This window comes from Fundidesulfovibrio sp., from assembly GCF_058402725.1.
This window is the reverse complement of the sequence record NZ_JBZVFJ010000119.1, coordinates 1-12,526: the sequence shown is the minus strand read 5'-3', so window position 1 is coordinate 12,526 and position 12,526 is coordinate 1. Positions and strand designations below refer to the sequence as shown.

Annotated in this window: 15 protein-coding genes; 5 read left to right on the top strand and 10 right to left on the bottom strand. The window is 64.7% G+C overall.

Annotated features, from left to right (window positions below):
* A partial coding sequence (locus ACV4UX_RS14260) for a chemotaxis protein CheW (RefSeq protein WP_491593945.1) occupies nucleotides 1-257 on the top strand: 257 nt, incomplete at its 5' end.
* A 219-nt stretch (nucleotides 258-476) separates the two neighbouring features.
* Nucleotides 477-698 carry an alkylphosphonate utilization protein gene (locus ACV4UX_RS14255; RefSeq protein WP_491593944.1) on the top strand — a complete coding sequence of 74 codons (222 nt, stop codon included), beginning with the start codon at nucleotides 477-479 and terminating at the stop codon, nucleotides 696-698.
* Between the two features lie 61 nt (nucleotides 699-759).
* On the opposite strand, the gene ACV4UX_RS14250 is transcribed toward ACV4UX_RS14255, so the two are convergent.
* From ACV4UX_RS14250 to ACV4UX_RS14230, 5 genes are read right to left on the bottom strand one after another with little or no spacing between them, the layout of a single operon-like run.
* Nucleotides 760-1,842 carry a tartrate dehydrogenase gene (locus ACV4UX_RS14250; RefSeq protein WP_491593943.1) on the bottom strand — a complete coding sequence of 361 codons (1,083 nt, stop codon included), beginning with the start codon at nucleotides 1,840-1,842 and terminating at the stop codon, nucleotides 760-762.
* 10 nt (nucleotides 1,843-1,852) lie between these two features.
* Nucleotides 1,853-2,458, bottom strand: coding sequence for a L(+)-tartrate dehydratase subunit beta (ttdB, locus tag ACV4UX_RS14245; protein WP_491593942.1), 606 nt, complete (start codon nucleotides 2,456-2,458; stop codon nucleotides 1,853-1,855).
* Nucleotides 2,455-3,354: a L(+)-tartrate dehydratase subunit alpha gene (gene ttdA, locus ACV4UX_RS14240; RefSeq protein ID WP_491593941.1), complete on the bottom strand. Its 900-nt coding sequence runs from the start codon at nucleotides 3,352-3,354 to the stop codon at nucleotides 2,455-2,457. The genes ttdB and ttdA overlap by 4 nt, the downstream gene beginning before the upstream one ends.
* A 53-nt stretch (nucleotides 3,355-3,407) precedes the next feature.
* Nucleotides 3,408-4,340 (bottom strand): malate dehydrogenase, encoded by a 933-nt coding sequence (gene mdh / locus ACV4UX_RS14235; protein WP_491593940.1) that lies wholly within the window; start codon nucleotides 4,338-4,340, stop codon nucleotides 3,408-3,410.
* Nucleotides 4,341-4,370: 30 nt separating this feature from the next.
* On the bottom strand, nucleotides 4,371-5,807 hold the full coding sequence (locus ACV4UX_RS14230; RefSeq protein WP_491593939.1) for an anion permease: 1,437 nt from the start codon (nucleotides 5,805-5,807) through the stop codon (nucleotides 4,371-4,373).
* A gap of 194 nt (nucleotides 5,808-6,001) precedes the next feature.
* Between ACV4UX_RS14230 and ACV4UX_RS14225 the strand changes: the two genes are divergently transcribed.
* Nucleotides 6,002-7,948, top strand: a complete 1,947-nt coding sequence (locus tag ACV4UX_RS14225) for a sigma 54-interacting transcriptional regulator (protein WP_491593938.1) — start codon at nucleotides 6,002-6,004, stop codon at nucleotides 7,946-7,948.
* Nucleotides 7,949-7,982: 34 nt separating this feature from the next.
* Here the strand turns inward: ACV4UX_RS14225 and ACV4UX_RS14220 are convergent, their stop codons facing one another.
* Both ACV4UX_RS14220 and ACV4UX_RS14215 read right to left on the bottom strand, forming a co-directional pair.
* Nucleotides 7,983-8,306 (bottom strand): type II toxin-antitoxin system PemK/MazF family toxin, encoded by a 324-nt coding sequence (locus ACV4UX_RS14220; protein ID WP_491593937.1) that lies wholly within the window; start codon nucleotides 8,304-8,306, stop codon nucleotides 7,983-7,985.
* The gene (locus ACV4UX_RS14215) at nucleotides 8,303-8,551 is read right to left on the bottom strand and encodes an antitoxin MazE family protein (RefSeq protein ID WP_491593936.1); all 249 of its coding nucleotides are present in this window, start codon (nucleotides 8,549-8,551) and stop codon (nucleotides 8,303-8,305) included. Before ACV4UX_RS14215 ends, ACV4UX_RS14220 begins: the two co-directional genes overlap by 4 nt.
* Nucleotides 8,552-8,786: 235 nt before the next feature.
* Between ACV4UX_RS14215 and ACV4UX_RS14210 the strand changes: the two genes are divergently transcribed.
* Both ACV4UX_RS14210 and ACV4UX_RS14205 read left to right on the top strand, forming a co-directional pair.
* Nucleotides 8,787-8,999, top strand: a complete 213-nt coding sequence (locus ACV4UX_RS14210; RefSeq protein WP_491593935.1) for a type II toxin-antitoxin system HicA family toxin — start codon at nucleotides 8,787-8,789, stop codon at nucleotides 8,997-8,999.
* A gap of 5 nt (nucleotides 9,000-9,004) precedes the next feature.
* Entirely contained in the window at nucleotides 9,005-9,391 is a 387-nt protein-coding gene (locus tag ACV4UX_RS14205) for a type II toxin-antitoxin system HicB family antitoxin (protein WP_491593934.1), read from the top strand.
* 112 nt (nucleotides 9,392-9,503) lie between these two features.
* Here ACV4UX_RS14205 and ACV4UX_RS14200 read toward each other — a convergent pair whose 3' ends face one another.
* The 3 genes from ACV4UX_RS14200 to ACV4UX_RS14190 form a co-directional block, all read right to left on the bottom strand.
* On the bottom strand, nucleotides 9,504-9,866 hold the full coding sequence (locus ACV4UX_RS14200; protein WP_491593933.1) for a cupin domain-containing protein: 363 nt from the start codon (nucleotides 9,864-9,866) through the stop codon (nucleotides 9,504-9,506).
* Nucleotides 9,867-9,990: 124 nt separating this feature from the next.
* Entirely contained in the window at nucleotides 9,991-11,901 is a 1,911-nt protein-coding gene (locus ACV4UX_RS14195) for a hypothetical protein (RefSeq protein WP_491593932.1), read from the bottom strand.
* Between the two features lie 383 nt (nucleotides 11,902-12,284).
* Nucleotides 12,285-12,526 (bottom strand): adenosylhomocysteinase (locus ACV4UX_RS14190; RefSeq protein WP_491593931.1); only part of this gene is annotated, 242 nt, incomplete at its 5' end.

The following is a 12,526-nucleotide window of genomic DNA, read 5'->3' as shown; positions in this document are numbered from 1 at the left end:
TCGACGTGCCGGGCGACCAGCCCGGTTACGAGCGCATCGTGGTCACGGGGGTGGAAGGCAAGTGGGTGGGCCTGGCCGTGGACGCCGTTGTGGGCCAGCAGCAGGCGGTGATCAAGCCCCTCTCCGAGGCCCTGGGCAGCGTGCGCTTCATCGCGGGCACCACCGTGAACGGCGACGGCGGCGTCTCGGTGATCCTGGACGTGCCCAACCTGATCGCCTTCGCCTTCACGAGACAGCAGCAGGGCCGCGCCGCCTGACGAACCGGCGTTCCACCCGACGGCCAGGACGCACCGCGTCCGACGCCCGCCCGGAAGGGTCTGGGCGCGCCTTCCACCGGGCCGCGCCGCCCGGTTGTAAGGCGATTGCCGCGCGCTCGCCCCGGAAACCCTTGCCCCCGAAGGCCCGACGGGATATGCCCCCCGGGCGGCATGGGGCCGCGCCGCGCGCCGAAGCGCAACCAGCCCGGGAGCCATCGCATGGACGACGTGATCGTGAAGGACGCCAACGGAACCATCCTGAAGAACGGCGACAGCGTCACGCTGACCAAGGACCTCAAGGTGAAAGGGGCGAGCGTTACGCTCAAGCGCGGCACGCTCATCAAGAACATCCGCCTCACGGACGATCCCGCCGAGATCGAGTGCAACGCCGACAAGGTGAAGGGCCTCGTGCTCAAGACCTGCTTCCTGAAGAAGGCCTAGCCGAGAGGATCGGCGGACATTCCCCCGGGGCGGCCACGCGGCCGCCCCGGGGTTCTTTTTTTCAGGACTTGGCCAGCTCGCTCACCTTGTCGACGAGGGCGTCGGTCACCTGGGTGGTGGTGGCCGTGCCGCCCAGGTCCGGTGTGAGGGACTTGCCCTCGGCGGTCACGGCGCGGATGGCCGCCTCGACAAGCGCCCCGGCGCGCTTCTCGCCCAAAAAGTCCAGCATCATGGCTCCGCTCCAGGCCATGGCGATGGGGTTGGCGATGCCCTTGCCCGCGATGTCCGGGGCCGAGCCGTGCACGGGCTCGAACATGGAGGGATAGCGCCGCTCGGGGTCGATGTTGCCGCTGGCCGAGAGCCCCAGGCTGCCGGTGATGGCCCCGCCGATGTCCGTGAGGATGTCGCCGAAGAGGTTGGAGGCCACCACCACGTCCAGGGAGCCCGGCTTGAGCACGTAGCGCGCGGCCATGGCGTCCACCAGCACGCGCTCGGTCTTCACGTCGGGGTAGTCGCGGGCCACCTCGTCGAAGATCTGGTCCCAGAAGGTCAGGGTGTGCTTCTGGGCGTTGGACTTGGTGGCGTGGGCCAGCATCTTGCGCGGCCGCGAGCGCGCCAGCTCGAAGGCGTAGCGGATCACGCGCTCGCAACCCGTGCGCGTGAACACGGACGTCTCGATGGCCAGCTCCGAGGGCTGGCCCGGGTGCATGCGCCCGCCCGCACCGGCGTATTCGCCCTCGGTGTTCTCGCGCACCGTGATGAAGTCGATGTCGCCGGGCTTCACGCCCTGCAGGGGGCTCTTCACGCCCGGCAGCAGGGTGCAGGGGCGCAGGCAGACGTACTGGTCGAATCCCAGGCGGATCTTGATGAGCAGCCCGTGCAGGGACACGTCGTCGGGCACCAGCTCGGGGTAGCCCACGGCCCCGAAGTAGATGGCGTCGAAGGCCGAGAGGATTTTCAGGCCGTCGTCTGGCATCATCTTCTTGTGCTCCACGTAGTATTCGCAGCCCCACGGGAAGCTTTCGTAGTCCAGGGCGAAGCCGCCCGCGGCCCGGGCGGCCGCGTCCAGCACGCGCACGCCCTCGGGGGCCAGTTCCTTGCCGATGCCGTCGCCGGGGATCACTGCGATCCTGTAGGTCTTCACCTCGCGCCTCCTATTTGATGAACCGCACCTGGCGGTTGATCTCTTCGATCACCGGGAGCTTCTTCTCGTTGAAGCGGGCCTTGTTGGTCTCGAAGAGGTTGTTGCCATGGGTGTCGATGGAGATGATGAGCGGGCCGAACCCCTTCACGCGCGAGACCCACAGGGCCTCGGGCATGCCCAGGTCCTCCCATTCCACGCGCTCGATCTCCTCCACCTCCTCGGCGGCCAGCACGGCGCAGCCGCCGGGGAACACGGCGTGCACGGCCTTGTGGCGCGCGCAGGCCTCTGCCGTGTCCGCGCCCATGCCGCCCTTGCCCACGATGAGCTTCACGCCCGTGCGCTCGATGAAGTCCTTCTCGAAGCGTTCCATGCGCATGCTCGTGGTGGGGCCGATGGAGATCATCTTCCAGGCGTCGCCGTCCCTGGCCACGATGGGCCCAGCGTGGAAGATGGCCAGGCCATTGAGGTCCACGGGCAGCTCGCGACCCAGTTCGATGAGGCGGCGGTGGCCCACGTCGCGGCAGGTGACGATATGGCCGTCCAGGTAGACGACATCCCCGGCGCGCAGCGACTCGAGGTCCGCGTCCTTGATGGGCGTGGTGAGCACCTTTTTCACAGCGCGGCCTCCTTGTGGGAAAGAATCTCGTAGCTCAGGTCCGGGGATATGCGGATGGCGCCGCGCCGGTGCGCCCAGCAGCCCACGGAAACGCCCACCCCGATGGTGGAGGGGTGGCGCGCCGAGGACTCGATGTGCACGCCCAGCACCGAGGCGTTGCCCGAAAGTCCCTGAGGGCCAAGGCCCACCTCGTTGAGGCCCTTTTCCAGCAGAAGCTCCATCTCGGCGGCCTGGGGCTTGGGACTGCGCGTCCCGATGGGCCGCAGGATGGCCTTCTTGGAGAGCACGGCGGCCGTCTCCACAGAGGTGGAGACCCCCACGCCCACCAGGAGCGGCGGGCAGGCGTTGACGCCGTAGGAGGTGATGACGTCGAAGACGAACTGCACCACGCCCTCGTACCCGGCCGAGGGCATGAGCACCTTGGCCGCGCCGGGCAGGCTGCACCCGCCGCCGGCCATGTAGACCTCCACCACGGCATCGTCGCTGTCCGGAACGATCTCCCAGTGGATCCAGGGCACGCGCACGCCGGTGTTGTCGCCGGTGTTCTTTTCCACGAAGGTCTCCACGGCGTTGTGACGCAGGGGGGCCTCCCGGGTGGCCTGGCGCACGGCCTCGCGCAGGATCTCCTCCAGCCGCCCCAGGAGCGGGAAGCCCGCCCCGGCCGTGACGAAATACTGGATCACGCCCGTATCCTGGCAGCAGGGCCGGTCGAGGCGGTCGGCGGCTTCGAGGTTCTCGAACATGGAGTCGTACACCACGCGCGCCAGGGAGCTGTCCTCGCCTTGGCGCAACTCGGCCAGCCTGTCCAGAACGTCCTGGGGCAGGCGTTTGCCCACATAGCCCGTGAAGCGGGCCATGAGGTCCGTCAGGGTCCTCTGGGCCTCGTGCTTGTCCATCAGCAAGCTCCTTTCACTGGCCCGGACGCATCCGGGCGTTCGTTGTCGCTCATTCAGCAGGCCTGGCCCAGCACGGCCAGCTGCTGCTTGATCTTGTCCGCGCTCGCGGCCAGGGCCGCCCGCTCCTCGTCGGAGAGCTCGATCTCCACGATCTGCTCCACGCCGTTGGCCCCAAGCTTCACCGGCACGCCCATGAACGCCCCCGTGACCCCGTACTCGCCCTTCAGATAGGCCGCGCACGGCAGGATCTTGCGCTTGTCCATGACCACGGCCGAGACCATCTGGATCACGGCCGAGGCCGGAGCGTAGAAGGCGCTGGTCTGCATGAGCCGGATGATCTCGGCCCCGCCGTCGCGGGTGCGGGCCACCAGTTCGGCCAGGCGCTCGGGTGGGATCATCTCGGCCACCGGCACGCCGGCCACGGTGGAGTAACGCGGCACGGGGAGCATGTCCTCGCCGTGCTCGCCCAGCACCATGGCCTGGACGTTCTCCACCGAGACGTTCAACTCCTTGGAGATGAAGTACTGGAAGCGGCAGGCGTCCAGGATGCCGGCCATGCCCGTGATGCGCGTGGGCGGAATCTGCCCGGCGCGCATGGCCACGTGGCACATGGCGTTGAGGGGATTGCTCACGATGATGTAGAAGGCGTAGGGGCTGTAGCGCGCGGCGTTGGCCACGCACTCGCCCACGATCTGGGCGTTGATGCGCAGGAGGTCGTCGCGGGTCATGCCCTCGGTGCGCCTGGCTCCGGCGGTTACGATCACCACGTCGGAGTTGCGGGTCTCCTCCAGGTTCTCTCCCGAGAGGCACACGGGCTCCAGGAGGTCCACGGGGCTGGCCTCCAGGATGTCCAGGGCCACACCCTGGGCTTTGCCTGGGCTGCGGTCCACCAGCACCACCTTCTTGCAGAGCTTTCGCTCGATGAGCCTGCGGGTGACCGCCCCGCCCACGTTGCCCGCCCCGAACACGGTGATCTTGCCGTTCATTGTCTCATGCCTCTCGTTGATTGTTGCGGGCTAGGAGACCCCTCGCATCAGGAGATAGGGGAAGTTCACGCCCAGGAGCACACCGATGAAGATCACACCGAAGACGAATCCCAGAGTCCAGAATTCCTTCCGGGTGATGTAGCCGCAGCCGTAGTACACGGGGCTCGGCCCCGTGGCGTAGGGCGTGAGAATGCCCATGAGGCCCAGGGTGGCGCAGATGAGGATGGCGAAGGTCTTCATGGGGATGCCGGGGATGCCCATGGCCGTGGCCAGGATCACCGGGAGCAGCGCCGTGGTGTGGGCCGTGAGGCTCGCGAACATGTAGTGGATGAAGAAGAACAAGAGCACCAGGGCCAGCATCAGGGCGTTGATGGAGAAGCCCGACATGGCCCCGGCCGCCAGGGCCGCGAACCACTTGAGGAAGCCCACCTTGCCCAGGCCGTCGGCCAGGGCCACCAGGGTGCCGAACCAGCAGAGCACGTTCCAGGCGGTCTTGTGGCCGGTGATGTCGTCCCAGGTGACCACGCCGGTGAGGATCATCAGCGAGAGCGCCATGAGGGCCACGGTGGTGGCGTCGAAGAGCTTGCCTCCGAAGATCCAGAGCACCAGGGCGAACACGGCCAGGCCGGCCATGGTGACTTCCTTGCGGGTGATCCCGCCCATCTTCTCCAACTCCGCCCCGGCCCAGAGTGGGGCGTCGTCGCTGCGTTTGATCTCGGGAGGATAGATCACGTAGATCAGGTAGGGCAGGGCCAGGAAGAGGAGGATGCAGGCCGGGGCCAGGGAGAGGAACCACTCGTTCCAGGTGAATGTGAACTTGGCGGTCTTTTCCAGGAGCGAGAGGGCCAGCAGGTTGGGGGCCAGGGCCGTGAGAAACATGGTGCTGGTGACGCAGGTGGCGGCCAGCGCGGTCCACATGAGGTAGCCGCCGATCTTGCGCGCGCCGCTCTCGGGGGTGGAGCCGTAGAGGGGCGGGATGTTCTTGATGATGGGGAAGATCACGCCGCCGGAGCGCGCGGTGTTGGAGGGGGTGAAGGGGGCCAGGGCCAGGTCGGCCAGGGCCACCGCGTAGCCCAGGCCCAGGGTGGAGCGGCCGAGCTTCTTGATGAGCACCAGGGAGATGCGCCGCCCCAGGCCCGTCTTCTCGTAGCCCATGGCGAACATGAAGGCCACGAAGATGAGCCAGACCGTGCCGTTGGAGAAGCCCGAGAGCGCCCAGCGCAGGGCGTCGGCCGGTTTGGGGACCACGCCCGCCTGGGCGGGCACCAGGTTGAGCGCCGCCGCAAGGGTGATGCCCATGAGGCCAGCCGCGGCCGCAGGGATGGGCTCCAGCACCAGGGCCGCGATGACGGCCGTGAACAGGGCGAAATACTGCCAGGCGTAGGGTTCCAGCCCTTTGGGCGTGGGCACGAGCCAGATGGCCAAGCCGATGGCCACGGGCAGGATGGCCTTCCAGTCCAGTTTCATGCGCTCCTCCTCGTTGCGGCCGCCCGTCGGCGGACCGGGTTGCGGGTCCCGTTTCCCTCGGAGGCTTAAGAGCAGGAACCGTTCCACTTATAATAATCAATGATTTGAAGGCCATCTTCGACTTTGTCGCAGCAGCGAAACATTAATGATGCATTTTGTTTCAATCTGTCGCATCATGTTGCACGGAGGCTGCCATGCAAACCATCGCCTTCATCGCCCTGACCCCCCGCATGCAGGAGGTGGCCCGCGAGATCCTTCACGCGGAGCACCCCGACGTGCTCCTGGCCGAGGGCCTCATGGACGGCGCGGCCGACACGGCCCGCGCCCTGGCCGCCCGGGGCGTGGAGGTGGTCATCTCGCGCGGGGCCACGGCCCGCTGCGTGCAGCTGGCCCTGCCCGACCTCTCGGTGGTGGACATCTCAACCACCAGCCTGGACCTCCTCTCGGCACTGCACAAGGCCCGGGAGCGCGCCCGGCGCATCGCCGTGGTGGCCTTCCCGCCCATGTCCGACAACGCCCGGGAGCTGGGGCGCATGCTCGGGGCCGACGTGGACGTGGTCGAATGGGAGAACCAGGAGGGCATCACCCCCGCGCTGCTCACCGCCCGCGAGCGGGGCGCGGAGATCGTGGTGGGCGGCTACATCATGGCGCTCTTCGCGGCGCGCCTGGGCATCCCCTGCCAGCCCGTGGACCCAAGCCCCGCCAGCATCCTGGCCGCCGTGAGCGAGGCCAAACGCATCGCCCACGGCCGTTCGGTGGAGAAGGCCAAGAATTCGCTCCTGCGCGCCGTGCTCACCTCCACGGACAACGGCATCGTGGCCGTGGACCGCGCGGGCCGCGTGACCGTGTGCAACCCCGTGGCCGGGCGGCTCCTGCGCCTCACGGAGGCCGACGCCCTGGGGCGTCCCGTGGACGAGGTGTGGCCGCGCTCCGGGCTGGAACGGGTGCTTACGGACGGGCGGCCCGAGCCCGCGCGCATCGAGCGCGTGTTCGACCAGGAGCTGCTCTGCGGCACCCTCCCCCTGACCGTGCGCGGCGAGACGGTGGGGGCCGTGGCCACCATCCACGACGCCCGCCAGATCCGGAAGATGGAGGCCACCCTGCGCCTGCGCGGCCTGGCCTCCGGACATGTGGCCACGGCGCGCCTGGAGGACGTGCAGGGGGAGAGCCCGGCCCTGACCCACGCCGTGGCCATGGCCCGGGACTACGCGCGCACCGGCGACACGGTGCTCGTGAACGGCGAGACGGGCACGGGCAAGGAGCTTTTCGCCCAGGGCATCCACAACGCGAGCCCGCGCCGGGCGGGCCCTTTCGTGGCGGTGAACTGCGCGGCGCTGCCCGGGCAGCTTCTGGAGAGCGAGCTGTTCGGCTACGTGCCCGGGGCCTTCACCGGGGCCAGCCAGAAGGGCAAACCCGGTCTCTTCGAATTGGCCCACGGGGGGACCATCTTCCTGGACGAGATCGCGGAGATGGAGCCCGGCACGCAGGGCAAGCTCCTGCGCGTGCTGCAGGAGCGCAAGGTGATGCGCCTGGGCAGCGATCAGGTGATCCCCGTGGACGTGCGCGCCGTGGCGGCCACCAACCGCGACCTGGGGGCGCTGGTGGCCGAGGGGCGCTTCCGGGCCGACCTCTACTACCGCCTGAACGTGCTGCGCCTGCGCCTGCCGCCCTTGCGGGCGCGCTCCGGGGACGTGCCCGGGCTGGCCGCGCGGTTTCTCGACCAGGCCAGCGGGCGTCCCGGGCGCTTCGAGTTCTCGGGCGGGGCGCTCAGGGCGCTCGCGACGCATCCGTGGCCGGGCAACGTGCGGGAGCTGCAGAACGTGATGGCCCGCGTGGCGGCTACGCACCAGGGCCGCGTGGTGGACGAGGCGCTGGTGCGCGAGCTCCTGGACGAGGCCCCCGCGCCGTCAGCGGGACTCGCCGGACCAGTGTTCGCCGGAGGGGCCGGAGAAGCCGGAGCGGGGGCAGCGCCCGGACCCGCCAACGAGACCGGCCCCGGAGCCGGTTCGGCCCAGCGCGCCCGTCTGGAGGACGCCCTGGCCCGCTCCCGTGGCCGCGTGGGCGAGGCGGCGGCGCTTCTGGGCGTGAGCCGCTCCACGCTCTGGCGGCGCATGAGGGCGCTGGGGGTGGAGAGGGGGTGAAGCTCGGGGACCTAGACCGTACGGCGACTGGGATTCAACCCAAACCCATCACAAACGCGATGGCCCGGTTCACTCTGGCAAGGTCCGGTTCAGCCAAGCGGCCGATGACCGCCCCGATCTTTTCTCGGGGAACAGCGATGATCCTGTCCGCCATCACTTGGCTCACGGCTCGCAGTCCATTGCTGTCGGTCGGCTCAACCGTCAGGCGGAAAAGAGGGGAATCCACCAGCGTGGAACTGGCAAGCGCCACCAAGACGCTGGAATGGGCCTCCAGCAGATCGGTCTGCACCACCACGGCCGGGCGCGGCTTGCCGTAACTGCCCGGGGCCGCCACGGTCACAACGTCGCCGCGCTTCACGTCCAGCCCGAGGTATCGGCCACCGATGCGATAAACTCCAGGTTTTCCGCGTCGTCCTGGGCGGAGCGAGCCGACAAGGCCTGTCGCCTGGCCTCTTCCTGCACCTGGGCCGATCGCGCGTCAGGCACCCACAGGCTGATCCGGCGCATCCCGGCGGCGCGCATGCGATCACGGTAGCCGCAGGCCCGGGTCACCCCGGCAACAGGTCTGGGCACCTTGGGCTTTCTGGACTTTTCTGCTCTCATGCAACGCAGATAACGAGTCTTCACGGGACAGGCAAGCCCCCTACCCGTCCCGCTTCACGCCCTCGGGCGAGAACGCGGGCAGGCACACGGCCACGTAGGTCGCGCCGCTCGGGCGGGGCGGCGCTTCTGGGTGTGAGCCGTTCCACGCTCTGGCGGCGCATGCGGCGTTTGGCGCGGGGAAAGGGTGACAAGGGAGCATCCTTGACAAACCGTAGGCCGTGTGTAGCATACACAAATGAACAGCCGCGAGATCATCCGCAGACTGGAGAAAAGTGATTTCACGCTGTTGCGGGTGAACGGCAGCCACCACGTGTTCGGAGGTCCCCACGGGGAGCGGTTGGTGGTGCCCCATCACGGCAAAGGGCGCGACATCCCGACAGGCACGTTGCGCAACATTTTCCGCCAGGCCGGCTGGGCCTGGCCGCCCGAGACGGAGGAGCCCAGGTGAGCGGCATGCGCAAACACTATCCCGTGATCCTGCACAGCGACGACGGCGCAGCCTACGGCGTCACCGTGCCGGACATGCCCGGGTGCTTCAGCCACGGCGAGACGCTCGAGGAGGCCCTTTCCAACGTCCAGGAAGCCGTGGAGGCCTGGCTGTTCGACGCTGAGGAGGCCCCGCCCGCCAGCGCGCCCGGAGACGTGCTGGCCCTGGCCGAGGCCGAGGGCGGCACGCTGGCCTTCGTGGAGCTGGACCTCTCCTTCCTGGACCGCGAGCCCGTGCGCGTGAACATCAGCCTGCCCCGGCGCAGGCTGGAGCGCATCGACGAAGCCGCGAAGAGGCTGGGCATGACCCGGTCGGGTTTCCTGGCCCACGCGGCGGAGCGGCTGGGGGGATGATCCGCCCGCATCACGTCCATCCCTACGTGTCCGCCACGGATTCGATAAACGCGAAATTCTCCGCGTCTTCTCGGATGGCCCAGCCCAGGCGGGGCTGCCATCCTTCCCTCCCCTACCCGTCCCGCTTCACGCCCTCGGGCGAGAACGCGGGCAGGCACACGGCCACGTAGGTCGTGCCGCCCGGGTGGGGCGTGGAGTAGCGCACCCACTCCCCTTTCGGCGCGTGCACGGCCTGCCCGGCCGCCACGTCCAGGGTGGCCCCACGCGTCTCCACGCGCAGCGTGCCCGCGAGCACCACGGTGTATTCGTCGAACTCCGGGGTCTGGCCCGGCTCGCTCCAGCCGTGGGGGCTCACCATGCGGGCGATGCTCACGCCCGCGTCGCCCGAGTTCACGCGGCCGAAGTATTCCTCGATGCGCTTGGGGGGCTCGCCCGCCGCGCGGATCACCGTGGGGGTTCCGATCAGTGTCGCCACATTCTCTTCTGCTGCGAAATGTTAATACCTTGGCAGTATCCACTCGATGGAGGAGGAAGTGCTGTTAACGTCAGTTTCAACTGCCGCTCCACATACGTAAGGGGAATGCTATTGGCAGCCCTGACTACAAAGGCAATCCTAGCAGTTTTGCGACAGGGCTTGCTATGGTAACCAGGTTTGCAAGTAACGAAACCCCAGCACTGGCTCGTTCCCCGTGATTGCACAGCCACTCCCTCCACCCTGCAAGAGGCTCATCTATAACCGCTCCGTTTTTGGCGCTCTGGGCAAGGGCAGCGAGATGCCTCGCTCCATCAAGTCGCTCTGGCTGAGTAAGGCCATCAATTTGCATTGTGGCTAGCGCATTAGCGAGGTTTTCAACGATAGATGCATCCGCTGGTGTCAGTGTGACCTCAGAGTGGACACTCCTCGCATCTTGATGAATGACGTTGTCATGTGCTGAAGCATTGTCTCCCATCGCCAAAACAAGACCATTATTCTTATAACTATTCCCCATGATACCCCCATTATTGATAACAAATGAAGCGCCACTGGACACAACAAATGATCCATTATGATGTTTTCGAATCTTTGCAGCCGTTACTACTCCTTTCGCGGCTACTTCTTGCAGGGCACCTCCGTCATGGATTGCCTGAACTACGGTCTGCACAACCTGCATTACCTGGGAATGCTCAAGATCTTTTAGTGGCACTGCGATGCCCTCTCCGAGGACATCCTCCCACAGCCATAGTGCAGGAATGAACTCAACCCGCAGTCTGAATGTCTTCAGCTCCTTTATGATCTGATAAGCACTTGTTCGACACTCAATATCCTTCTGACTATAGTAGATATCAAGATCATCACCCGTCAGATGATGTAAATCCCTCCAGTGTGTATCTATGAATGTGGGAAAATCGTCCGAAGATGAGAACAGAAAAAGGGCGTGGAACCTGACCGCGCCGTATCGATCCAGGGAATTGCGAAGGCCGCCCACGCCTTTAAACGATCGCAACCATCCTCTGGACCTCAGGAAATTAACAATACGATCGATAATACTCTTAGCCCCCGAACCACCAAGCCACTTGACGACTTCCCGCGAAAAAGACTGTCCGTTCGGATAGTTATGCTCTTCACAAAATCGGCGCGCCAAAGCAGCAAATTGGGCGGCGGGGATATTTCCCTGAATGCTGATTCCAGGTTCATTTTGACGAAGCCAACTTAAAAACTCAAACGACTGAGAGAGGTTCTCCTTTTGCACGATCAGAGCACAAAGGGCATTTGTCTGGGAATCCTCCTCAGACATCTCTCCTGGCCGTTCATTCCGCATCGCATGAAGCACTGAATCGGCGAGCCTTCTCGCAGCTTGTTCAGTAGACTCATCCCATCCCAGGGGGCGAGCATACTCATCTCGTGTGCGACTGTTACGACATTTGACTATCGATACGTCTCGTGTAGCATTTATTCGCCACTGCTCATAATCATCAACAACATTTGGCGTGTCTTGACGCACCACATCAAGATAACGCAAGAAATCGTCACGAAGTCCGTCGCCAAACCTATTAATCACATCGGAAAACCAACCAACAGGCAACTTCTTCAGGTGCGCGCAACTATCTGCATAAGCGTCAAGTTCTTTCGCCAGTCCCGACCTTATCCCCCATTCGACAAATCCGCGAAGTAATGGCTTAAGAGGATCGACGGAAACCACTTCACATGGCCAACGGTAGCCGTGTTTGCTATCACTGCCACCTTCCTTGTTCACCACGTGAACACCACCAAGGTACCTCATGCAAAGACCGCAACTTGAAAAATGTAGAAGCTGAGCTTCAATTTCTCGTTCGCTGATCTTCGGGCATGATTGGAATACTGACATTATCCATGCCAGGGCCTCGCCATCTGCTCCAAAGGGATGCTGCAAATAATCAAGGGCAAGATAGTATAGACGTTCTCTTGCCTCATTTTCACTTGAAAAATATGCCCCCTGGCGGTCAAGCCAATCCACAAATTGTAGCAACTGATAGTTTGGAACAGGAATCACGAGACACGTCCTTACTATATAAATTACAGCTAACAATCCACACTAGCGACACACGACCATTCCAAGCACCACCTCAACAACCACACCGATGGAGACATCAGTGAATCATTGTACTCCCGAAACACTTGAAAATTCCCGCACTATATCCTTGGCACAGTGACAACGAATACACTCAACAATTATAGCTCATAAAAAAGCGGCAGCACCGATGGCATACCAAATCACACGGGCTAACTACACAACAACTGGTAACTCTCATTAATTTTTAATTTACACGCAATGCCTTGTCAAACAATTATTAGTTTTAAAATTTGATATAGTAAAATAAAACCGGGGAGGCTTTCACCTCCCCGGCCATCTCTATCGTTTGACTTTCCCCCGGCCTAGTAGCGGTAGTGGTCCGGCTTGTAGGGGCCGTCGGGGTTCATGTTCATGTACTTGGCCTGGGTCTCGGTGAGGCGGTCGAGCTTCACGCCCAGGCGCTCCAGGTGCAGGCGGGCCACTTCCTCGTCCAGGAGCTTGGGCAGGGTGTAGACGCCGATCTCGTACTTCTTGGTGGCCAGGTCGATCTGGGCCAGGGCCTGGTTGGTGAAGCTGTTGGACATCACGAAGCTGGGGTGGCCCG

What these genes read in the sequence shown, in the direction of transcription:
- ACV4UX_RS14255 (WP_491593944.1), top strand. Translation starts at nt 477, where the DNA reads ATGGACGACGTGATCGTGAAGGACGCCAACGGAACCATCCTGAAGAAC.
- ttdA (WP_491593941.1), bottom strand. Translation starts at nt 3,354, where the DNA reads ATGGACAAGCACGAGGCCCAGAGGACCCTGACGGACCTCATGGCCCGC.
- mdh (WP_491593940.1), bottom strand. Translation starts at nt 4,340, where the DNA reads ATGAACGGCAAGATCACCGTGTTCGGGGCGGGCAACGTGGGCGGGGCG.
- ACV4UX_RS14230 (WP_491593939.1), bottom strand. Translation starts at nt 5,807, where the DNA reads ATGAAACTGGACTGGAAGGCCATCCTGCCCGTGGCCATCGGCTTGGCC.
- ACV4UX_RS14225 (WP_491593938.1), top strand. Translation starts at nt 6,002, where the DNA reads ATGCAAACCATCGCCTTCATCGCCCTGACCCCCCGCATGCAGGAGGTG.
- ACV4UX_RS14215 (WP_491593936.1), bottom strand. Translation starts at nt 8,551, where the DNA reads ATGAGAGCAGAAAAGTCCAGAAAGCCCAAGGTGCCCAGACCTGTTGCC.
- ACV4UX_RS14210 (WP_491593935.1), top strand. Translation starts at nt 8,787, where the DNA reads ATGAACAGCCGCGAGATCATCCGCAGACTGGAGAAAAGTGATTTCACG.
- ACV4UX_RS14205 (WP_491593934.1), top strand. Translation starts at nt 9,005, where the DNA reads ATGCGCAAACACTATCCCGTGATCCTGCACAGCGACGACGGCGCAGCC.